We start from the raw sequence: 21513 nt of genomic DNA on the forward strand, positions 1-21513 counted from the left end.
CCGCGTGATCCTCAACGCCCACCTCGACGTCGTCCCCGCCGAGCCGCGCCAGTTCCGGCCGCGCCGCGACGGCTTTCGGCTGTACGCCAGGGGCGCGCAGGACATGAAGGTCTCGGCGCTGGTGCTGGCGAAGGTGTTCCGCGAGCGCGCGGCGCTGCTGCCGTACCCGGTCGCGCTGCAGCTCGTCACCGACGAGGAGACCGGTGGCCGCGACGGCACGCTGCACCAGCTGGAGCGGGGGGTCGCCGGCGACTTCGCGCTGATCGGCGAGCAGAGCGGCCTGCGCATCGTCACCGACTCCAAGGGGATGGTCACCGCCGACCTGCGCGCGGCCGGCCGCGGTGCCCACAGCGCCTACCCCTGGCTCGGCGACAGCGCCGTGCTGAAGCTCATACGCACCCTGGGCAACCTGCTGGCCCGCTACCCCGCCGCCACCGAGGAGGCCTGGCGCACGACCGTCAACGTCTCCCGGGTCACGACGCCGGACACCGCGCGCAACCAGGTGCCGGAGCTGGCCGAGGCGTGGCTGGACATCCGCTATCCACCCGAGGACGCCGACCTGAACGGCAGGACCGCCCGGCAGATCGCCGAGCACCTGCTGACCTTCTGCGAGCCCGGCGTCACGCCCGTCGTCGGCCATGTCGGCCCGCCGCACCACGCCCGCCGCGACAGCCCGGACGTCCTGGCGCTGTGGAGCGCCGTGCGCGCGCAGGGGTACCGGCCCGACTTCCTGCGCAAGCACGGCGCCGCCGATGGGCGGTTCTACTACGAGCGCGGCGTCGACGCCGTCATCTTCGGCATCGGCGGCGACGGCCAGCACGGCCCCGAGGAGTACGCTGACCTGACCACGGTCATGCCCTACCACCGCGCCCTGGAGGACTTCCTGTCCCGGCTGGGCCCCGGCCGCGCGGGTCCCTAGTCGCGCCGCAGGCAGCGTTCCCCTTCGGCGACGGCGAAGCCCGCGATGATGGCGGCGAGCACGCAGCAGGGGAACAGCAGGGACCACATCTCGGTCAGCCCCGCGTAGATCGCGAGCGCGACGCAGATGACGACCGCGGCGCACGCGGCCCAGAGCCACGCGCGTGGCCGCCGGAAAGGCCCCATGGGTAAGCCGTACCCGCTCGAATGAGCATGTACCACGTAAATACATGACATCAAAGCGAACGGCGGCCGATCGGCGGAGGAATCCGGCGTCCGGCGGGATCTGACGTAGTGCGGCCCGGGACCTTGGATAGTGCGCGACCTCCGTCGCGCTCCCATGTGCGCCGCGATCTCCCCCGGTTAGCGTGGTCCGAGGCTGAATGCCGCGTACAGGCGAGGTTTCGAACCGGGCGCACGTGCCTGCTCGGCACCGTCCCGCTCGGCACCGTGCCGGACGCGGCCTCCTACCGCGAGCGAGACCCCCGCACACGAAGAGAGGCAGGAGAACATGGCCGCCAGCAGACCCGCCCGCGTGGCGATCATCGAGCAGTTCCAGGCCGACGGCATCACTCATATCTTCGGGAACCCGGGAACGGTCGAGCAGGGGTTTCTGGACGAACTGCGCCGCTTTCCCGACATCCAGTACGTCCTCGCGCTCCACGAGGCCGCCGCCGTGGGCATCGCCGACGGGTGGGCCCGCTCCACCCGCAGGCCCGCGCTCGTCCAGCTCCACTACGGTGTCGGCCTGGGCAACGGCATCGGCATGTTGTACGAGGCGCTGCGCGGCCAGACCCCGATGGTCGTGATCGCCGGCGAGGCCGGGGTGGCCTACGACGGCATGGACGCGCAGGGATCGGCCGACCTGGTCGGCATGGCCAAGCTGGTCACCAAGTGGTCCACCCGCGTGGTCAACCCCAGGACCTCGCTGCGCATGCTGCGCCGCGCGTTCAAGATCGCGGCCACGCCCCCGTACGGGCCGGTGCTCGTCGTGCTGCCCGCCGACGTGATGGACGCCGAGACGGACGAGGCCGCCGTCCCCACGTCCTTCCTGGACGCCGCGAGCAGCCCCTCGCAGGACTCCATCGCGCAGGCCGCGCGGCTGCTCTCCGCGGCCCGCCACCCGATCGTGATCGCCGGCGACGGCATCCACTTCTCCGGCGCGCAGGACGCCCTGGCCCGGCTCGCCGAGACCTGGGGCGCCGAGGTGTGGGGCGCCGACTGGTCCGAGGTCAACATGGCGGCGGACCACCCCCTGTACCGGGGCGAGCTCGGCCGCATGTTCGGCACCTCCAGCCACAGGATCACCGCCGCGGCCGACGCCGTGCTCGTCTGCGGCACCTACCTCATGCCCGAGGTCTTCCCCGCGATGGACGGCGTCTTCGCCCCCGGCGCCAAGGTCGTGCACATCGACCTGGACGGCGACGCGATCGCCAAGAACTACCCCGTGGACCTCGGCCTGGTGGCCGATCCCAGGCACGCGCTCGGCCTGCTCGCCGACGCCCTCGAGGTCGAGATGACCCCGCGGGACCGCGCCGCCGCCGCGGAGCGCATGCGCGACGGCGCCGCGCACAAGGCCGAGGCCCTCGCCGAGGCCCGCGCCCGGGACCTGGACAACGCCGAGAGCCTGCCGCTGTCCACGGCCGTGTTCGCCCACGAGCTGGCCAAGCACCTGCCCGAGGACGTGATGATCTTCGACGAGGCGCTGTCCTCTTCGCCGGCCATCTCGCGGTATTTGCGCGCGAACCGGCCCGGGCACTGGCACAAGAGCCGTGGCAGGACGCTGGGCGTGGGCGTCCCCGGAGCCGTCGGCATGAAGATCGCCAACCCCGGCCGGACCGTGATCGGGTTCGCCGGGGACGGCGGCACCATGTACACCTTGCAGGCCCTGTGGACCGCCGCCCGGTACAACATCGCGGCCAAGTTCGTCATCTGCAACAACGGCCGGTACCGCACGCTGGACGACAACGTCGCCCACTACTGGGGCACACAGGGCATCGCCGAGCACCCGCTGCCCGAGATGTTCGACATCAGCTACCCCGCGATCGGCTTCAGCCAGCTCGCCGCCTCCCTCGGCGTGCGCTCCGTCCGGATCGAGAAGCCGCAGCAGGTGCGCGACGCGGTCGCCCAGGCGCTGGACTACCCGGGGCCCTTCCTCATCGACCTCGCCATCAGCCGCGACTCCTGAGGACTAAGGCAGGAGATCACGCCCCTGCCGAGATTCCCTGATCGCCGCCCCTGCGATGACGCGCGCCGGCCGCCGATCGGGCGCTGGGCGGTCCGATCGGCGGCCGGATCCGGCTCTCGTCCGGGGCGGCGGGCGGGGGTGGCGGGGGTCGCCTTGTAGCGTGGGCGCGGGGACCAGGGCGAGCCGAGCCGGGAGTGGGCGCATGCGCTGGAAGGTCAACTCGGAAGTTCCGCTCTACACCGACCAGTGGCTGGACATCCGGCTTGCCGATGTCGAGCTTCCCGACGGCTCACGTATCGGCCACAGGCTCGTCCGCATGGCCCCGGGGGCGGCGGCCGTGGTCGTGGACGACCGGCGGCACGTGCTGATGATCTGGCGGCACCGCTTCATCACCGACTCCTGGGGGTGGGAGATCCCCGGCGGCCACGTGGACGCGGGGGAGGAGCCGATCGCCGCCGCCGCGCGCGAGGTCGTCGAGGAGACGGGCTGGCGTCCCGGGCCGCTGCGCCCCATGTTGACGATGCAGCCCCTCAGCGGCATCTCCGACTGTGAACAGCACATCTTCCGCGCGGACGGTGCCGTCCGCCTCGGCCCGCCGCTGGACGGCTCGGAGGCCGAGCGCGTCGACTGGGTGCCCTTGGCCGACGTCCGCGGCCTGATCGGCAAGCGCGAGATCGTCGCCGGCTCCACGATCGCCGCCCTGCTCTACCTGCTCGGCGAGGCCTGAGCACGCCTTTCCGGACGCGCGGGCCGCCCGGCCGCGGGGCCCGCTCATCATGAACGCCCCTTGCGGTCGTCCGGCGACGTGTGCCCGCCTGCGCCGATCAAGGCCGAGGGCCGGTGGGGGACGCCGAAGCCCATACCGTATCCTGTATCCGGCTTATGCGTTCCTGTTGATCTCTAATCGTCACCACACCTGGGGCGACTCGTGCATGTTCTGCTGGTAGAGGATGATGAGCCCCTCGCAGAAGCACTGCGGGACGGTCTGGGCCGGTTCGGCTACCGGGTGGACTGGGTCGGTACCGGACGGGCCGCGCTGGCCGCCGCACCGGCCGAAATGGTACTCCTCGATCTCGGTCTCCCGGACGGGGACGGCCTGGACGTCTGCCGCACGCTGCGCGGCCGGGGCGACGTGCCGATCATCGTGATCAGCGGCCGCACCGACGAGACCGAGAGGATCGTCGGGCTGGAGATGGGCGCCGACGACTACGTCACCAAGCCGTTCGGGCTGCGCGAGGTGGTCGCCCGCATGCGCGCGGTGGCGCGGCGCGCGCGGCCCGGCGACGGATGGCCCGGCGCACCCGAGAGCGGCCAGGACGGGAACGGCGCCGGCCGCCCCGCCGTACCCGGTCTCGACCGGCACGGCAGGCTCGGCATCGACCGCCGCGCCCGCCGGGTGTACGCCGACGACCGCGAGGTCACGGTCACGCCCAAGGAGTACGACCTGCTGGCGTACCTGGCCGAGGACGACGGGGCGCTGCTGACCAGGGAGAGCATCATGCGGGCGGTGTGGGACGCCAACTGGTTCGGCCCCACCAAGACGCTGGACGCCCACGTCGGCGCGCTGCGCCGCAAGCTCGGCGAGGTGGCGCGCATCGAGACCGTGCGCGGCGTCGGCTTCCGCCTGGTCGTCACGCCCTGACCCGGGCGGGCGCCGGTGCGGACCGCTCGCCCGGGTGGCCGTCCCCCCGGTCAGTCGCCTGCCGGCATCAGGGAGGAGTGGTGGCTGACGATCAGCCACTTGCCCGCGATGCGCTCGTAGACGAAGGTGTAGCGGGCCTGCACCGTCTCCATGACGCCCTCGGCGTTCTTGAGGGAGAACTCGTAGGTGCCGCTGTTGACCGCGCTCCGGTCGCCGAGGATCTCGATGATCGACTGCTTGACCGTGGCGCGCGGCTCCTTGGCGAGGAATCCCGTGAAGTAGTCGATCATGCCCGCGCGGTCGGTCCGGACCTGCGCCGACAGGGTGGGCAGCAGGACGCCCTTCGGCGCGTACAGGTCCGCGACGCGGGCCGGGTCGCGGGTGAGCAGTGTGGCGGCCCAGGTGTCCAGCAGGGCGGCGACGCGCGCCCTGGTCGGACGGCCGGCGAACTCCGTGGCGTGCGACCCGGGCGCGGCGTGGACCGTGCCCCGCGTGCGCGCCTCGGCGCTCGCGGCGGTGCCGGCCAGCGGCGTGAGGGTCAGCAGGACGGTCAGACCGGCCAGGCCGGCACGGCGGGCGGGGGAGAGCTTCGCCCACTTCGTCGAAGACATCGGTATCCCTTGGGGGTAGGGCGCGGTGGAGGTCGTCCCCCACCCTTGATCACCACCCCCAGCGCCCGGAAAGGACAAATCCAACGGAAGTGTAATTTTTCCCCAATAACTCGCTATGCACCCCAGCCGCCCCACCGGCGAGGCCGGCCCCGACCGCCCGATGATGAGGCCCACCCGAACGCCCGCACGGGTGAGGCCCCCGCCACACCCCCCGCCCGTCCGCGCGACGACGAGGCCCGTGCCGGACAGACCTCCCGGCTCCGCGGCCGTGTGATCTCGCCGCGGCGTGGTCCCGCCCATGGCCGGGCCGGGGACCACAGGGATCCCCGGCGCCCGGCTCGGTCGTCCGTCGATCAGGACTCGCTCAGCGGTCCTTGAGGCCCTTCAGATAGGCCAGCGACGGCATGAAGAAGTACTCTCCGCCCTTCATGGTCACCGTCTGGGGTACCTGCGCCTGCGGGGCGCTGCGTTTCTCGCTGCCCCACGCCTGCGGGAACCGCACCTTGCCCTCACGCTCGCCCTGCCCGATCACCGGGTCGTGGCCGGTGCCGTCCACAGGGAAGCCGGGGCTGTCGGCCCACGCCTGCTGGGTGAACTCGAACTGCGCCTGCAAGCTTGCGTTGAACGCCATGAACAGCAGGCCGACCCCGCCCGTGGGACGGTTCTGCGGCGGCGCGTCGTCCCACGGCACGTCCGTACGCGTCCCGTACGTCTGCCCGCGCCGCGCCATCATCACCCCGAGCACCCGCTCCAGGCCGCCGTCGCGGGAGTCACGGGGGTTTGTCTTGCGGATGTGCGCGCTCACCGGGCACTTGGACCCAGGGTCGTCGCGGTAGCTGAAGTCGTTCTGCACCGCGAAGCCGTCCGAGCTGGGCCGGCCGTGAAGCCGCAGCGGGGTTCCGTTGCGGAACCGGCCCACCAGCATGGCCCCCGCCAGCGGGCGGTCGGCCCCCGTGAGCCCCAGGGCGTCCGCGAGACGCTCCTCGGCCTCCCGGAAGGCCCGGACGTTCTGCTCCAGCTTCCGGAACACCAGGTAGCTGCCGAAGTGACGCTCCGGTTTGGGCGCCAGGGGGTCGGAGACCAGGATGTGGCTCAGCGGGAAGAACGGCGTCCAGTTGACCCCACGCTCCGCGGCCACCTGGTCGGCCAGGAAGAGCGGCTGGCTACGGCCGTCGACGTACCCGAAGTGCTCGATGCCCCTGCCCTGCGCGTCGCGCAACCCGTTCCCGGTCTCCTCGCCGACCACCTTCGCCGTCTTCGGCAACAGTGCCAGCACGCGCGCCCGGGTGGCCGCGACCGGTCCGGGCGTGGCGTCGCCGATCAGCACGACCGCGTGGATCTCCTCCCGGTACGACGCCTCCCACGCGCTCACCGGAGGGTCGCTCAGGGTGTCCTTGCGGCGCTTGAGCCCAGACTTGAAGGCGTTGTCGGTGAACTTCACCGTGTCGTGGCCGAGCTTGTTGTAGCCGAGCCTGCTGATCCCGACTCCCACGTACGGCGTCCCGGGCGCCTTCGAGGCGTTGAACGCGCGCACCTCCTCGAAATGCCGCCGCGCCGACTTCATCAGCGCGGCCACCTCCCGCAGAAACCGCCGCCCCCCGGCACCATCCCCGAACTGCAGGAACAGCACCGCGAGATGCTCCCGCACGTGCGCCTGCAGGATGTTGGGCTGCAGGTTGTCGAGCATCGCCCTGGTATCGGCGTCCAACGCCGCCGAGTCCCAGACGAGCGGCTTGCCGTTGGACAGTTGCACCGGCATGGCAGTCCTTTCCCCGTGGTACCTGTTGTCGGGCCCCTCCCATACGAGTCTTTTCTCACGCCAAAGGTTCACCGCCTAGCGAAATCCACCAATCAACCGCGCTCTTCCCGAACCACACCTCAGACGCGCGCGGCGAGACTGGTACGAAGATCGCGATCCCGTCCCAGAGACACGTGACTCCCGATCGCCGGCCCAGTGCTCGGCCAGACCGGGGCCATCGGATGGCGCGGCACGCTGCTGAAGTCGCATTATGGGCGCATTCTGTGCCGTTTGATTGCCGGTAACTCGGCGGCAGCTCCACACCCAGCCGCTCTTCAAGCTCGCGGACCTCTGCTTCGGTAGCCGGGGGATACAGATCGCCGAGTGGACTGACCGCCGGGTGATCAGAACTTCTGGTCACCGGATGCCTTGCAGGGAAGCGTTCAGACCATGCGTACTGGGCACTCACGGCGAGGAAGATATCCCGATTCGAGTGGCTCCTGCATTTGCAGCACAATGCATGGGCCGCCCTCCGCGATAACCTCCAGGCGTGGGACGAACGCGGGATGACCAGGGCGTGACGCTATCGACGCTTATTATCCTCGCAGGTCACCCGGCACATATGACCACAGGAGCATAGCTCTCTTAACGAGGGTGTCGTTCATTTGGCTCTCGGAGAGGGGCGCCCCGTCGCCTGGTGTGGGCGGCGGGGCGCGTGTCCAGGCTTCAGCCTTTGTAGTTGAAGATCTGGTGCAGGGTGTGCTGGATCTCCACCAGGTCCTTCTGGTCTTCCATCACCTGGTCGATGGACTTGTACGCTTCGGGGTGCTCGTCCACCAGGGCGGCGGCGCGCTCTGCGTTCCAGGTTCGGCCGCGCATCGCTTCGGTGAGTGACTTGGCTGATAGCTCTCGCTTGGCTCGGCTGCGCGACATTCGGCGGCCGGCGCCGTGGGAGCAGGAGTTGTAGGAGTCGGGGTTCCCAAGTCCGCGGACGATGTAGGACTGGGTGCCCATCGAGCCGGGGATGACGCCCTCGTCGCCGGTGTCGGCTTTGATGGCCCCCTTGCGGGTGATCCACAGCTCCTTGCTGTTGTGCGTCTCCTGCTGGGTGAAGTTGTGGTGGCAGTTGATCGTGCGGACGCGCTGGCCCTTGCCGACGACGCGGAACAGGGCGTTGATCAGGACCTTGTCCATGCGGGCGCGTGAAGCCATGGCGTAGCGCTGGGCCCACAGCATGTCTTCGATGTAGGCGGTGAACTCCGGCGTGCTCTGGATCAGGTAGGCCAGGTCGGGGTCTTCCAGGCCGATGGCCTGCTTCTTCATGAGCTTCTTGGCGTCCACGATGTGCATCGTGGCGAGCTGGTTGCCGATGCCGCGTGAACCGGAGTGCAGCACCGTCCAGACCCGGTCACGTTCGTCGAGGCAGACCTCGACGAAGTGGTTGCCGGAGCCGAGGGTGCCGAACTGCTCGGATACCTTCTTCGCCTGCCTGGGGTTCAGGTCGGTGTGGGGGAGTCCGAGTTCGCTGAGGGTACGGTCCATGGACGGGTCGGCGTGGCCCTTGCCGACGCCGGCCGGGATGCGGTGCTCCACCATGGGCATCAACGCGGCCAGGGTGTCGGGCAGGTCGGCGGCGGTGAGCGTGGTCTCGGTCGCGACCATGCCGCACCCGATGTCCACACCCACGGCGGCCGGAATGATCGCACCCTCGGTAGGAATCACGGATCCGACTGTCGCGCCAATGCCGATATGCGCGTCCGGCATGAGCGCGACATGACCGGAAACGAAACGCAGGCGGGCGGTACGTGCCGCCTGCTCGATCGTGCCCGGGTCTATTTCGCTGGCCCACGACAGAAGGTTAGGTGCGATCTGGTTCGGCATGGTGGATCTCCTCTTTGATCGAGATCTACTCTGCCCAAGTCCTCGCCGACATCCCACTCATTATTCAACACGCCCGCGCGTAAGCATTCACGGCTTGCGCATTCCGGTGTCGCATGATCGCCGAGTGTGATCGCCCCAGGGGCGTGAGTTGTCGCTGGTGGTCACGCACCGCGGGGTCTCCGTTCGCCCCGGACGGGCTGGACGGAACCGCCCAGGCCGGAGCCATCGGCGCGGCGTGGCACAGTGGGATTCCTGCACGGTGACCGTCTCCGGTCGTACCGGCCTCGCGGTGGTCTTCTGGTGGATCGTCGGTAACGTGCTGCCCATGACAGCGTGCGTGACTTCCGGAATGCCAGGGCCCGTCCCCGGGGGCCGGGCGAAGTGAGCGACGACATCACCGGTGTCCGCCCCCGGGGGTTCTTCGCCGGGCGTACGATCGCCGGGCTCGGACGCGACATGAGGGCCGGCGTCCTGTCCGCCGCCGATCTGGTCGATCGTGCGCTCGAGTCCATAGCCGCGCTCGACGGGCCGCTCAACGCCTTCGTGACGGTCGACGCCGAAGCCGCGCGCCTGGCCGCCCGGCGGGCGGACGCCGAACGCGCGGCCGGAGTGGACCGAGGTCCCCTGCACGGGATCCCGGTCGCGGTCAAGGACATCATCGAGACCGCGGGGATGACGACCGAGATGGGCTCCGCGCACTTCGCCGGCCACGTTCCCGGCCAGGACGCCACCTGCGTGCGCCGGCTTCGCGAGGCCGGGGCGATCATCGTGGGCAAGACCACCACCCACGAGTTCGCGTACGGCCCCACCGGCGACCGATCCCGCAACGGCCCGTCGCGCAACCCGCACGACCCGGCGCGGATGACCGGAGGGTCGAGCGGCGGTAGCGCGGCGGCCGTGGCGGCGGGCATGGTCCCCCTCGCCATCGGGACCGACACCGGGGGGTCGGTGCGCATCCCGGCGGCCCTCTGCGGCGTGGTCGGCTTCAAGCCCGCGTACGGCGCCGTCCCCGTCCACGGGGTCTTCCCGCTCGCGTCCTCTCTGGACCATGTGGGAGTGCTCGCCGGTACGGCCGAGGACTGCGGGCCGGCCTTCCGCGTGCTGGCGGGGCAGGTGCCGGCCTCCGCCACACAGGTGGGCTCGCCCCGCGTGGCCCGGCTGGTCACGGACGCGCCGCCGCTCGTCGACCCGTCCGTCGCAGGCGTGGTCGAAGCCGCATTTCCGGACGCCGAGGAGGTCACGTTTCCCGGTGTCGCCGAGCTGTACCAGGTGTACGCGGCGATTCAGGGCAGTGAGGCCTACGCGGTGCACGCCGATCGGGTCGCGCGGTCGCCGCACCTGTTCGACCCCGAGGTGCTCGACCGGCTGCGCCACGCCGGTGGGATCCCCGGCTGGCGTTACGTCCGCGCGGCGGAGGCCCGCGAGTCCTTCCGCGGGCGGGTGGCGGCGCTGCTCGACCGGTACGACCTGCTGGCGCTTCCGACCGTCGCGGTCCCGGCGCCGCCGATCGGCGCGCGCGACCTCGAGGTGGGCGGCGTCCGGGTTCCGGTCCGCGACGCGCTGCTCTCCTTCACCAGCCCGTGGAACCTGGCGGGTGTGCCGGCGGTGAGCGTCCCGGCCGGGGCCGTCGGCGGCCTGCCGGTCGGCGCCCAGCTGATCTGTGCCGCCGGGCGCGAAGAGACGCTTCTCGCGTACGCCGACCGTGTGCGGGCGGTATCCTCACGCGCACCGTCCCGGCCGGCGCCTCCGCGGGGTGAGCCGCGCTGAAGCAGTTTGAACGCGATCGAATCCACGCGCGGCCCGGGGCGCGTGTGTTCTTACGGCGCCGCACCGTCTACTGTGAAACGAGTTTCACGTCCACCGCGCCCGGTGCCCGGGCCGGCGCGTCACCGGCCGGGAGTCCTGGACGGTGCCGCCACGGCGCCAGGCCAGGGCGGCCGTCGTCCGCCGGTGGCGCGACACGCAACGCTAGGAGGGCCTTCCGGTGCTCGTTGACTCGTTCGGGCGAGTGGCGACCGACCTGAGGGTCTCGCTGACCGACAGGTGCAACCTCCGCTGCTCGTACTGCATGCCCCCGGAGGGCCTCGACTGGCTGCCCAAGCCCGAACTGCTCACCGCGGACGAGATCTGCAGGCTCGTGGCGATCGGCGTCGAACGGCTGGGCATCACCGAGGTCCGCTACACCGGGGGCGAGCCGCTGCTGCGCCGCGAGCTGGTGGAGATCGTCGGGCGGGCGGCGGCGCTGCGGCCGCGTCCGCGGCTGTCGATCACCTCCAACGGCATCGGCCTGGCCCGTCTCGCCGAGCCCCTGGCCGCGGCCGGGCTCGACCGGGTCAACATCTCGCTGGACACCCTCGACCGGGACACCTTCGTCCGGCTCGCGCACCGAGACCGGCTGGAGGACGTCCTCGCGGGCCTGGCCGCCGCCGACGCCGCGGGGCTGCGCCCGGTGAAGGTCAACTCGGTGCTCATGCGCGGCGTCAACGACCACGAGACGGTCCCGCTGCTGCGCTTCTGCCTGGAGCGCGGCTACGAGCTGCGGTTCATCGAGCAGATGCCGCTGGACGCCCAGCACGGCTGGCGCCGCGAGGACATGGTGACCGCCGACGAGATCCTCGGCACGCTCACGCGGGCCTTCGCCCTGACGCCGGACGACCCGGCGGCGCGCGGCAGCGCCCCGGCCGAGGTCTTCCTGGTGGACGGCGGGCCCGCGCGGGTCGGGGTCATCGGCTCGGTGACCCGCCCGTTCTGCGGCGCCTGCGACCGGGTGCGCCTGACCGCCGACGGTCAGATCCGCAACTGCCTGTTCGCCACCGAGGAGTCCGACCTGCGCGGCGCGATGCGCGCCGGAGCCTCGGACGACGAGCTCGCCGAGCGGTGGGTGGCCGCCGTCCGCGGCAAGCGCGCGGGGCACGGCATCGACGACGCGGGCTTCCTCCAGCCGGCGCGCCCCATGTCGGCCATCGGCGGCTGACGATGCCTCCCGGAGGCCGCGCGGAGGCCGGGGATCGCGCGGACGCCGACGATCGCGAGGCGGCCGGGGATCACCGGCCGCCCTTCCAGGCCCTCCATGGCCCCTCTGGGTGCGCGTGGCGGCCGGGTGAGGTGGGAGATCGCGCCGGCGTCTCCGAAGGCTCGTACGGCCCCTACGACGCGGTGGTGCTCGCCGGCGGCGAGGCGCGCAGGCTTGGGGCGTTCGCGAGAGGGGACAAGCCGGGGGTCACCGTCGGCGGGCTGGCGCTCATCGAGCGGGTCGCCGCCGCGGTCACCGGCGCCGCCCGCCTGATCGTGGTCGGCCCGGCGCGTGACGGCCTGCCCCGCGCCGAGTTCGTCCGCGAGGACCCGCCCGGCGGCGGCCCGGTCCCGGCGGCGCGCGCGGGGCTGGCGCGCGTCTCGGCGCCCTGGACGGCGCTGCTGGCCGCCGACCTCCCGTTCCTGATGCCCGGTCACCTCGCCGCGCTGCGCGAGGCGGCCGGGAGCGGCCCGGGGGCCGTCCTGGTGGACGACGAGGGCCGCGAGCAGTGGCTCACCGGCGTGTGGCGCACGGACGTGCTCACCGGCGCGCTGGCCGCCTACGCGGGGCGGTCGCTGCGCGGGGTGCTCGGGCCGCTGGAACCGGTGCGGCTCGGCCTGCCGGTGGGGGACGGGGAGCGGGTTCCGTGGTTCGATTGCGACACGATCGACGATGTGAAAGACGCGAGAAGGCGGTTGACTCCTACGTCCGGCGAGTCATGATTCACCGGACGACGTGCGGGAAAACCCGTTTTGGCCCGTACGGATATCACCGGAGGAAAGGGACGCGATGAATGTGCTGGCCGAGTGGACGGCGCTTGTCTGCAAGGAGCTCGGTGTCGACCCGGAAAAAGTGGATCGAGACGCGGTTCTCGATCTGACGAGGGACGTGGCCCACGGTGTCGCCCGCCCGGCCGCGCCGCTGACGGCGTACCTGCTCGGGCTGGCCCAGGGGGCGGGCACCGCGTCGCCGGACGCGCTGGAAAGGCTCTCGATGCTGGCCCGCAACTGGGGCCAGGCCACGGCCGAGACACTGGGTGATCACTAAGGCATCCGGAACATCCGGAAAATCGATTCAACGGATGTTTTCCCGGGAAATGGACGACGCCGGGTGGTTACGGGGGCAAACCACCCGGCGTCGCTTCATCGGCGTTCCGACGGGGGCCCGGAACGCCGGCACGAGCGCTCCGACGGGGGACCAGAGCGCTTGTCTAAAGCGTACACCTACAACCCATGGGGTGCGTCAAGAGTTTGTCACGACCCGATCTCGCGTCGGTGGCGTGGTATCTCGGTTTGGTTAGGTGCGTCCCCGTCAAAGGTCGAGCTCACGCCACGAGTCGGCTGGTTCGCCCCCACGACGGCGATGTACGGCAGGAAGATCGCTCCTGCGACGAGCAACGCCCTGACCGGCCATGGAACGGTGAGCACGACCGCCAGGACGAGGCATACCAATCGGATCCCCATCTGGACGAAATACCGCTTCTCGCGGCGGCCGATGTCCGAGGACAAGGACGGCTGCGCGTCGGTGACCTGGTGCACGACGGTACGGCGACGCCATAGCTTCACAACTTCCACGGTAGACCCCGGGGCGACCGGGGTGTCCCGCGCGGCCGTCCGAGCGGTCGCATACGATCAAGGACGACGGTGAGGAGAGTCGGATGAGCGATCGTACGTACCGCGTGACCGAGATCGTCGGCACGTCACCCGAGAGCGTCGACCAGGCGATCCGCAACGGCATACGCCGCGCGGCCGAGACCCTGCGGCACCTGGACTGGTTCGAGGTCACCGAGGTACGCGGCAGCATCCAGGACGGCGAGATCGCCCACTACCAGGTGGGCCTGAAGGTCGGCTTCCGCCTAGAGGACTCCTGACCCCCGCCTTGACAGCCCTCGCGCCCGGCCCCGCGACCGCCGCCGGGCGCGTTCCCGGCGGCGGAGGGTCACGCCATCGTCGGCGGATCAGTTGGCCTGGCTGACCGTCGACATGTTGAAATCGGGCACGCGCACCGGCGGCATGATCGCCCGGGTGAAGTAGTCGCTCCACTCGCGGGGCAGGGTCTGCTCCTCGCGCCCGACCTCGGTCATCCGGTCCAGCAGGCCGACCGGGCTCTCGTTGAAGCGGAAGTTGTTGACCTCGCCGACGACCTCGCCCCTCTCGACGAGGTACACCCCGTCGCGCGTGAGGCCGGTCAGCAGCAGCGACTGCGGGTCAACCTCGCGGATGTACCACAGGCAGGTCAGCAGCAGCCCGCGCTCGGTCGAGGCGACCATCTCCTCCAGCGAGCGGCCGCCCCCGGGCCCGGCCATGATCAGGTTGTCGATACCCGGGGTGGTCGCCAGCCCGGTCAGCTCGGCGGAGTGGCGGGTCTGCAGCAGCGCCGAGAGCGACCCGTCGTGGATCCAGTCGGTGGAGGACAGCGGCAGGCCGTTGTCGAACACCGACCGCTGCCGCCCGCCCGCGTGCGCGATCACGAACGGCGCGCACTCGATGCCCCGGGCCGCCGGGTCGCTGTAGAGCCGCACGGGGGACCCGGACAGGGACTCGCCGACGCGGGTCGCGCCGTCCGGCTTGGAGAAGACCGTGCGGCCGTCCGCGGCGTCCCTGGCGCCCGCCGACCAGTAGAGGTAGATCATCAGGTCGGCGACCGACGAGGGCGGGATGAGCGTCTCGTACCGCCCCGGGGGCAGGTCGATGCGGCGCTTGGCCCACTCCAGGCGGCGCGCCAGCGTGGCGTCCAGTGCGGCGACGTCGACGTCGGTGAAGTCCCGGGTGGCGACGCCCGCCCAGGCCGAGCGCGCCATGTCGGGGGACTTGGCGTTCAGCTCCAGCCGGCCGGTGGGCTGGTCGTGGCGCAGCCGCAGCCCCGTGGAGGAGCCGAGGAACGTCGTGGTGAGCAGGTGCTCGGCGAAGCCGTACAGCTTGCGGTCGCCGGTCTCGGCCACGGCGAAGGCCTCGCCGAGCGCCGGGGCGAAGTCGCCGAACACGCCGATCGTGGTCGGCTCCGCCGGGGCGTCCCAGTCGGGCGACACGGCCGCGCCGACCAGCGGGCGGGCGTCCTCGGCGGGCGGCGCCTCGCGCGAGGCCAGGTCCGCCGCCGCGACGACGTCGGCGAGCTGGTCGGGACGCACGGCCGAGCGCGACACGACGCCGACGCCCCGCCCGGTCACCGAGATCACGGTGAGGCGCGAGGACCGGCTCACGCCGTTCGTGGTGAGCGTGTTGCCGGCGTAGCGGAGGTTCGCGGCGGACCCCTCGTCGACGATCACGACGCAGTCGTCGGCCCCGCTCAGGGCGAGGGCACGCTCGACGGTCTCCTGGGGAGTCACTTTCCACCCTCCTGGACGGTGTTGAGGATCTTGACCCCGCGGAACAGCGCCGACGGGCATCCGTGGCTGACCGGTGCCACCTGGCCCGGCTGGCCCTTCCCGCAGTTCATGGCGCCACCGAGCACGTAGGTCTGCGGGCCGCCGACGGCCTCCATGGAGCGCCAGAAGTCGGTGGTGGTGGCCTGGTAGGCGACGTCGCGCACCTGGCCGGTGACGCGGCCGCCCTCGATGAGGTAGAACCGCTGGCCGGTGAACTGGAAGTTGTAGCGCTGCATGTCGATCGACCAGCTCTTGTCGCCCATGATGAAGATGCCCCGCTCGACGCGCGAGATCAGCTCCTCGGTCGTGAGGCCGTCACTGGCGGGCATCAGCGAGACGTTGGCCATGCGCTGGATCGGCACGTGCCCGGGCGAGTCGGCGAACGCGCACCCGTTGGACCGGCCGAGCCCCTTCAGCAGGGCCATGCGCCGGTCGAGCTGGTAGCCCACCAGCCGGCCCTCGCGCACGATGTCGAACCGCCGCGTCTCCACGCCCTCGTCGTCGTAGCCGATCGTGGCCAGGCCGTGCTCGGCGGTGCGGTCGCCGGTGACGTTCATGATCGGCGAGCCGTACCGCAGCGTTCCGAGCTGGTCGAACGTCGCGAAGCTGGTGCCCGCGTAGGCGGCCTCGTAGCCGAGGGCGCGGTCCAGCTCGGTGGCGTGGCCGATCGACTCGTGGATCGTGAGCCACAGGTTGGAGGGGTGGATGACCAGGTCGTAGTGACCGGCCTGGACCGACGGCGCCTTGAGCTTCTCCTCCAGCAGCTCCGGCAGGATCGCCACCTCGGAGGGGAAGTCCCACCCGGTCCCCGTGAGGTACTCGTACCCGCGCGCCGACGGCGGCGCCAGCGTGCGCATGTCGTCGAAGCGTCCCTCGGCCGCCCGCATCACCGTGAGCACCGGGTGCGTCCTGACCCGCTGCTGGGTGGTGTCGGTGCCGGCGGTGTCGGCGTAGAACTTCTGCTCCTTGACCTGCATGAGCGAGGCGGCGACGTGGTCGACCCGCGGGTCCTTCAGCAGGCCGGAGGACCAGTCGGCCAGCAGGGCCACCTTCTCCTTCAACGGCACCGTGAAGGGGTCGACGTCGTAGGGCGACACCCACGTGGCCCCGGCGTACACCGGCTCGGGAGCCAGCTCGACGGGTTCGCGGTTGACGGCGGCGGCCACCCGGGCGACCTCGACGGCCTGCTCGGCCACCGCCGCGGCCGCCTCGGGCGTGAGCAGGATGCCCGCGGCGAAGCCCCAGGTGCCGTCGCGGATGACGCGCACGGCGTACCCGAGGTCGTCGGCGTCCATGGACCCTTCGAGGCGGGCGTCGAAGAGGCTCAGAGTCTCGCCGCGCACCCGCTCCAGCCGGAAGTCGGCGTGCTCGGCGCCCAGGTCACGGGCACGTTGCAGGGCCGCGTCCGCCAGTTGCCTCAGCGGCAGGGCGAGAAAGTCGGGATCGATCTGGCGCATGTCCACGATCCTAACCCCGTGATCTTGTACGGCGCGGATAAGGATTTACCTGCGAGTAGGCGATAGCGTCGTGGGCATGGCTCGATCAGTACTCGTAACCGGCGGCAACCGCGGGATCGGCCTCTCGATCGCCCGCGAGCTGGCCGCCGCCGGTGACGCCGTCGCCGTCACCTACCGCTCCGGAGAACCCCCCGAGGGCCTGTTCGGGGTGAGGTGCGACGTCACCAGCTCGGAAGACGTGGACACGGCCTTCTCCAAGGCGGAGGCCGAGCACGGGCCCGTCGAGGTCGTCGTGGCCAACGCCGGCGTCACCCGGGACACGCTGCTGCCCCTCATGAAGGAGGCGGACTTCACCGGCGTCCTCGACACCAACCTCACCGGCGCCTTCCGCGTCGCCAAGCGCGCCACGCGCGGCATGCTGAAGATGCGCCGGGGCCGCATCATCATGGTGTCCTCGGTGGTCGCGCTGCTCGGCTCGGCCGGCCAGACGAACTACGCCGCCTCCAAGGCGGGCATGATCGGCTTCGCCCGGTCGCTGGCCCGCGAGCTCGGCTCCCGTAGCATCACCGTCAACGTCGTCGCCCCGGGGTTCGTCGAGACCGACATGACGGCCTCGCTCGAATCCGGGCAGCAGCAGGCCATACTCAAGAACGTCCCGCTCGGCCGCGCCGCGACCGCCGCGGACGTCGCGCGTGCGGTCAAGTTCCTGGCGAGCGAGGACGCCGCGTACATCACCGGAGCGGTCCTGCCCGTCGACGGCGGCCTGGGAATGGGGCACTGACATGGGAATTCTCGACGGCAAGCGCCTGCTGGTGAGCGGCGTGCTCACCGAGGCCTCGATCGCCTTCTCCGTGGCCAGGCTGGCCCAGGAGCAGGGCGCCCAGGTCGTGCTCACGGGTTTCGGCCGGCTCAGCCTGGTCGAGCGCATCGCCAAGCGGCTGCCCGAGCCGCCCCCGGTGGTCGAGCTGGACGTCCAGAACACCGACCACCTGGACACGCTGGCCGACCGCGTCGGCGAGCACCTCGACGGCCTCGACGGCGTCGTCCACGCCATCGCCTTCGCCCCGCAGACCGCGCTCGGGGGCAACTTCCTCAACACCACCTGGGAGGACGTCTCCACGGCCGTCCAGGTCTCCACGTACTCGTTCAAGTCGCTGGCCGTCGCCTGCCTGCCGCTGATGAAGGAGGGCGGCGCCGTCGTCGGTCTCGACTTCGACGCCACCAAGGCCTGGCCGGTCTACGACTGGATGGGCGTGGCCAAGGCGGGCCTGGAGTCGTGCTCGCGCTACCTCGCGCGCGACCTGGGCAAGCACGGCATCCGGGTGAACCTCGTGGCGGCCGGCCCGGTGCGCACGATGGCGGCCAGGTCCATCCCCGGCTTCGCCGAGTTCGAGGAGAGCTGGCCGTCCAAGGCCCCCCTCGGGTGGGACCTGGGCGACCCCACCCCGACGGCCAAGGCGTGCGTCGCGCTCCTGTCGGACTGGTTCCCCGCCACCACGGGTGAGATCGTCCACGTGGACGGCGGCGTCCACGCGATGGGCACCTGACACCGCGGGCCCCCGGCCTCGCGCCGGGGGCCGGTTCCCGGCCCGTCCTCAGGCCAGGCGGTGACGCCCGGCGTCGGGGCGGCCCAGCCCCTCCAGGGGCATCGTCCTCGGCGGCTCGTCGCGCCTGCGCGCCTGCACGACGCGCGTGGCGAGGATCGCCGAGGCCAGTAGCACCGCCGTGAGCGCCGTCCCCGCCGCGTCGTAGGGCCTGCCGGGGGCGACGGGACGGGCGCCGAGCCGTCCCGTGAGCGTCGGAAGCCGCTGGCCGGGCCACAGCGGCATGATCGGCGGCGTCTCGACGTCGGCGGACGGAACCGGCGAGGGCGTCACCCGCGGGACCTCGACGGCCCAGGAGCCGCCTCCCGGCCGCGCGCCGCCCGTGGGCCCGGGCTCCACCGGCCATGAGGGGGACAAGGGGGTGGGCGTCTTCGCGGGCTCGGGGGACCGCGGAGCGTCCGGCACGCGGGACGGGGATGGGGACGGGGACGGGGCGACGGGCAGCGGCGCCGGGGTGGGAGTGGAACGATCCCGGGGGGCGGGCGGGCGCGGGGTCGGAGAGACCGCTTCCCGGTCGCAGTCGTCGGACGCGATCAGCGGCAGGCACGAGGTGTCCACGGGGACCCGCAGCAGCTCGCCGCCTGTCGGCGAGTCATCGGCGGGCGACCCGCTCGGCGCCGCGGCCTTCGGCGAGGCGGGCGCGGGGGGTGTGGCGGCGGGGGAGGGTCCGGCGGACGAGCGGTCGCCGCCCAGCAGCTTGTCGGCCGTCTCGTCGATCGGGCGGGTGATCCCGTCCAGGTCGCGGGTGAGGTGGTCCACCGTGTCGGCGACGCCGCCGAGCAGGCCGCACAGGTCGTCGGTGAGGCCGGACGAAGGGCCGCCGCCCCCGTCGCAGCCGGCCGGGCGCGCCGGCGCCGCCGCGGCGGGCGCCGCCACCAGGAGTGCGGTCACCCCGCTCAGCGCCAGCGTCAGCGCTCCCGCCGATACGACGGTCGTGCCCTTGCGCATGCCTTCTCCTCCATCTCCTCGTGCGGCGAGGGCCGCCGGGCTCCCCTCCCCGCCGACCCCCGTCAATCGTGTAACTCCGCGCCCGTCATTCCAGTAAAAGGTGCGATTCGGTACCGACTAGTGATACGCGAGGACGATTCCCGTTCACCGTGTGCCCACTCCGATGACGGCCCGGTGAACGCGGCCTTCAGTCGACGGCGGAGACGTCGTCCAGTGCCTCGCGGATCTCCACCGGCAGGGTCAGCGCCTCGGCCTGCAGGACGCCCTTGAGCTGGGCGTGCGTGCGCGCCCCCACGATCGCCGAGGCCACGCCCGGCTGGTCGCGCACCCAGGCCAGGGCCACCGCCAGCGGCGACACCCCGAGCCCGTCGGCGGCAGTGGTCACCGACTCCACCACGCGGCGGCAGCGCTCGTCGAGGTAGGGCTGGACGAAGTCGGCGAAGTGCGGCGTCGCGGCCCGCGAGTCGGCCGGGATGCCCACGCGGTACTTGCCCGTCAGCACCCCACGCCCGAGCGGCGACCAGGCCAGCACCCCCGCGCCGACGTGCTCGGCCGCGGCCAGCACCTCGCGCTCGGCGTCCCTGGCCAGCAGGGAGTACTCGACCTGGACCGACACGATCGGCGCGCGGGCGGGCGCCGAGCGCTGCCAGACGCCGGCGGCGGCGACCTGCCACCCGGTGTAGTTGCACACCCCCGCGTACATCGTGCGGCCCGAGGAGACGGCCGTGTCGACCGCGGCCAGCGTCTCCTCCAGCGGGACCTCGGGGTCGAAGGCGTGAAGCTGCCACAGGTCGACGTCCTCGACCCCCAGCCGGTCCAGCGAGGCGTCCAGCGCCGAGATGAGGCTCCTGCGCGAGGCGTTGCGCGAGCGGGGCCCACGCGGCGTCAGGACCGCCTTGGTGGCGATGACGACCTCCGAGCGCGGCACCGACGCGCGCAGCAGGCGGCCGAGCAGCCGCTCGGCGTCGCCCCCCGCGTACACGTCGGCGGTGTCGACGAGCGTGCCCCCGGCCTCGGCGAACGCGACGAGCTGCGCAGCGGCCTCCTCGGCCGCCGTGTCCCGCCCCCAGGTCATCGTGCCGAGCCCCACTCTCGACACCGAAAGACCGCTGCGCCCGACCAATCGCTGATCCATGATCCGGCCAGGTTACCGTGCCGGGTCCTGCCACCGGCCGGGAAGCCCCCGGACGCGCCCCCGCGGGCCTTCCGCCACCCCGGCGGCCGCCTCCGCGGCGGCCCTCGGCGATTCCTTCACCGTCTCATCGCCGCGTTGTCACCGCGCCGGGCTCACCGGGGCGGCGGCGCTGCCCTAGGCTGGCGCGCACTATGGACGCACTGCAAGCGATCGTGCTCGGCATCGTGCAGGGTCTCACCGAGTTCCTGCCGATCTCGAGCTCCGCCCACCTGCTCATCGTTCCCCGGTTGTTCGGCTGGGCCGACCCGGGCGCCGCCTTCACCGCCGTGATCCAGCTCGGCACCATGCTGGCCGTGGTCATCTACTTCTGGCGCGACATCGTGCGCATCGCCTGGACGTGGCTGCGGAGCCTGTGGACGCCCGAGCTGCGCGGCGAGGTGGACGCGCGCATGGGCTGGTACATCGGGCTGGGCACGATCCCGCTGGGGGTGCTCGGGGTGGTGTTCAAGGACGCCATCGAGGGCCCCGCCCGCAACCTGTGGATCAACGCCACCGTGCTGATCGTCTTCGGCCTGCTGCTCCTGCTCGCCGAGCAGATCGGCCGCCAGCGCACCCCGATCGACTCCCTCACCCTCCGGGACGGCCTGATCATCGGAGGTTTCCAGGCGCTCGCGCTGGTGCCCGGCGCGTCCCGGTCCGGCTCGACGATCACCGGCGGGCTGTTCCTCGGGTTCACCCGCGAGGCGGCCGCCCGCTACTCGTTCCTGCTCTCCATCCCGGCAGTGGTGCTGTCCGGCCTGTTCGAGATGCGCAACGTCGGCGAAGGCGGCGGCCCCGACCTGGTCCCGACCGTGATCGCGACCGTCGTCTCCTTCGCCGTCGGCTACGCCTCGATCGCCTGGCTGCTCCGGTACATCACGCGTCACTCCATGATGGTCTTCGTCACCTATCGCGTATTCATCGGTGCCTTTCTGCTGACTCTGTTGTCCCTAGGGGTGATCACGGCCCAATAGG

At 71.7% G+C, this 21513-nt stretch carries 21 protein-coding genes; 12 read left to right on the forward strand and 9 right to left on the reverse strand.

The features are described 5' to 3' along the window. Nucleotides 1–919: M20 family metallopeptidase (locus DQ384_RS19180; RefSeq protein WP_220183015.1), on the forward strand; the 919-nt coding region annotated here is incomplete at its 5' end. Here DQ384_RS19180 and DQ384_RS19185 read toward each other — a convergent pair. Beyond that, complete coding sequence (locus DQ384_RS19185) at nucleotides 916–1104, reverse strand: hypothetical protein (RefSeq protein WP_114030214.1); 189 nt, start codon at nucleotides 1102–1104, stop codon at nucleotides 916–918. The genes DQ384_RS19180 and DQ384_RS19185 overlap by 4 nt on opposite strands. Nucleotides 1105–1429: 325 nt before the next feature. Here DQ384_RS19185 and DQ384_RS19190 point away from each other — a divergent pair, with 325 nt between their 5' ends. From DQ384_RS19190 to DQ384_RS19200, 3 genes are all read left to right on the forward strand, one after another. Then, on the forward strand, nucleotides 1430–3106 hold the full coding sequence (locus tag DQ384_RS19190) for a thiamine pyrophosphate-binding protein (RefSeq protein WP_114030215.1): 1677 nt from the start codon (nucleotides 1430–1432) through the stop codon (nucleotides 3104–3106). 202 nt (nucleotides 3107–3308) lie between these two features. Further along, nucleotides 3309–3833, forward strand: a complete 525-nt coding sequence (locus DQ384_RS19195; RefSeq protein WP_114030216.1) for an NUDIX hydrolase — start codon at nucleotides 3309–3311, stop codon at nucleotides 3831–3833. A 201-nt stretch (nucleotides 3834–4034) separates the two neighbouring features. Beyond that, nucleotides 4035–4748 (forward strand): response regulator transcription factor, encoded by a 714-nt coding sequence (locus DQ384_RS19200; RefSeq protein ID WP_114030217.1) that lies wholly within the window; start codon nucleotides 4035–4037, stop codon nucleotides 4746–4748. A 50-nt stretch (nucleotides 4749–4798) separates the two neighbouring features. On the opposite strand, the gene DQ384_RS19205 is transcribed toward DQ384_RS19200, so the two are convergent. From DQ384_RS19205 to DQ384_RS19215, 3 genes are all read right to left on the reverse strand, one after another. Further along, entirely contained in the window at nucleotides 4799–5359 is a 561-nt protein-coding gene (locus DQ384_RS19205) for an SgcJ/EcaC family oxidoreductase (RefSeq protein ID WP_181871288.1), read from the reverse strand. A gap of 364 nt (nucleotides 5360–5723) precedes the next feature. Beyond that, nucleotides 5724–7118, reverse strand: coding sequence for a Dyp-type peroxidase (locus DQ384_RS19210; protein ID WP_114030219.1), 1395 nt, complete (start codon nucleotides 7116–7118; stop codon nucleotides 5724–5726). 705 nt (nucleotides 7119–7823) lie between these two features. Next, a complete protein-coding gene (locus DQ384_RS19215; protein WP_114030220.1) occupies nucleotides 7824–8978 on the reverse strand; it encodes an RtcB family protein in 1155 nt (384 codons plus the stop codon). Nucleotides 8979–9359: 381 nt separating this feature from the next. Between DQ384_RS19215 and DQ384_RS19220 the strand changes: the two genes are divergently transcribed. The 4 genes from DQ384_RS19220 (at nucleotide 9360) to DQ384_RS19235 (ending at nucleotide 13038) form a co-directional block, all read left to right on the forward strand. After that, on the forward strand, nucleotides 9360–10745 hold the full coding sequence (locus tag DQ384_RS19220) for an amidase (RefSeq protein WP_245966602.1): 1386 nt from the start codon (nucleotides 9360–9362) through the stop codon (nucleotides 10743–10745). A gap of 217 nt (nucleotides 10746–10962) precedes the next feature. Next, nucleotides 10963–11952, forward strand: a complete 990-nt coding sequence (moaA, locus tag DQ384_RS19225) for a GTP 3',8-cyclase MoaA (protein WP_114030221.1) — start codon at nucleotides 10963–10965, stop codon at nucleotides 11950–11952. Nucleotides 11953–12083: 131 nt separating this feature from the next. Continuing rightward, nucleotides 12084–12713, forward strand: a complete 630-nt coding sequence (gene mobA / locus DQ384_RS19230) for a molybdenum cofactor guanylyltransferase (protein WP_245966603.1) — start codon at nucleotides 12084–12086, stop codon at nucleotides 12711–12713. 67 nt (nucleotides 12714–12780) lie between these two features. Beyond that, nucleotides 12781–13038, forward strand: a complete 258-nt coding sequence (locus tag DQ384_RS19235) for a DUF6457 domain-containing protein (protein WP_114030223.1) — start codon at nucleotides 12781–12783, stop codon at nucleotides 13036–13038. Between the two features lie 206 nt (nucleotides 13039–13244). Here the strand turns inward: DQ384_RS19235 and DQ384_RS19240 are convergent, their stop codons facing one another. Next, the gene (locus DQ384_RS19240; protein WP_114030224.1) at nucleotides 13245–13556 is read right to left on the reverse strand and encodes a DUF3099 domain-containing protein; all 312 of its coding nucleotides are present in this window, start codon (nucleotides 13554–13556) and stop codon (nucleotides 13245–13247) included. 92 nt (nucleotides 13557–13648) lie between these two features. Between DQ384_RS19240 and DQ384_RS19245 the strand changes: the two genes are divergently transcribed. Further along, complete coding sequence (locus DQ384_RS19245; RefSeq protein WP_114030225.1) at nucleotides 13649–13861, forward strand: dodecin; 213 nt, start codon at nucleotides 13649–13651, stop codon at nucleotides 13859–13861. 87 nt (nucleotides 13862–13948) lie between these two features. Here the strand turns inward: DQ384_RS19245 and DQ384_RS19250 are convergent, their stop codons facing one another. Together DQ384_RS19250 and DQ384_RS19255 are read right to left on the reverse strand one after the other, a co-directional pair. Next, nucleotides 13949–15316 (reverse strand): metallopeptidase TldD-related protein, encoded by a 1368-nt coding sequence (locus tag DQ384_RS19250; RefSeq protein WP_245966604.1) that lies wholly within the window; start codon nucleotides 15314–15316, stop codon nucleotides 13949–13951. Next, nucleotides 15313–16812, reverse strand: a complete 1500-nt coding sequence (locus DQ384_RS19255) for a TldD/PmbA family protein (protein ID WP_114030227.1) — start codon at nucleotides 16810–16812, stop codon at nucleotides 15313–15315. The genes DQ384_RS19250 and DQ384_RS19255 overlap by 4 nt, the downstream gene beginning before the upstream one ends. Nucleotides 16813–16888: 76 nt before the next feature. Between DQ384_RS19255 and fabG the strand changes: the two genes are divergently transcribed. Then, nucleotides 16889–17593 carry a 3-oxoacyl-ACP reductase FabG gene (gene fabG / locus DQ384_RS19260; RefSeq protein ID WP_114030228.1) on the forward strand — a complete coding sequence of 235 codons (705 nt, stop codon included), beginning with the start codon at nucleotides 16889–16891 and terminating at the stop codon, nucleotides 17591–17593. 1 nt (nucleotide 17594) lies between these two features. Then, complete coding sequence (fabI, locus tag DQ384_RS19265) at nucleotides 17595–18359, forward strand: enoyl-ACP reductase FabI (RefSeq protein WP_114030229.1); 765 nt, start codon at nucleotides 17595–17597, stop codon at nucleotides 18357–18359. Between the two features lie 48 nt (nucleotides 18360–18407). On the opposite strand, the gene DQ384_RS19270 is transcribed toward fabI, so the two are convergent. After that, nucleotides 18408–19364 (reverse strand): hypothetical protein, encoded by a 957-nt coding sequence (locus DQ384_RS19270; RefSeq protein ID WP_114030230.1) that lies wholly within the window; start codon nucleotides 19362–19364, stop codon nucleotides 18408–18410. Between the two features lie 187 nt (nucleotides 19365–19551). Beyond that, on the reverse strand, nucleotides 19552–20499 hold the full coding sequence (locus DQ384_RS19275) for an aldo/keto reductase (RefSeq protein ID WP_114030231.1): 948 nt from the start codon (nucleotides 20497–20499) through the stop codon (nucleotides 19552–19554). 191 nt (nucleotides 20500–20690) lie between these two features. Here DQ384_RS19275 and DQ384_RS19280 point away from each other — a divergent pair, with 191 nt between their 5' ends. Next, nucleotides 20691–21512, forward strand: coding sequence for an undecaprenyl-diphosphate phosphatase (locus DQ384_RS19280; RefSeq protein ID WP_114030232.1), 822 nt, complete (start codon nucleotides 20691–20693; stop codon nucleotides 21510–21512). The last annotated feature ends 1 nt before the right edge of the window (nucleotide 21513 follow it).

This window comes from Sphaerisporangium album (assembly GCF_003323745.1).
GTDB lineage: Bacteria > Actinomycetota > Actinomycetes > Streptosporangiales > Streptosporangiaceae > Sphaerisporangium > Sphaerisporangium album.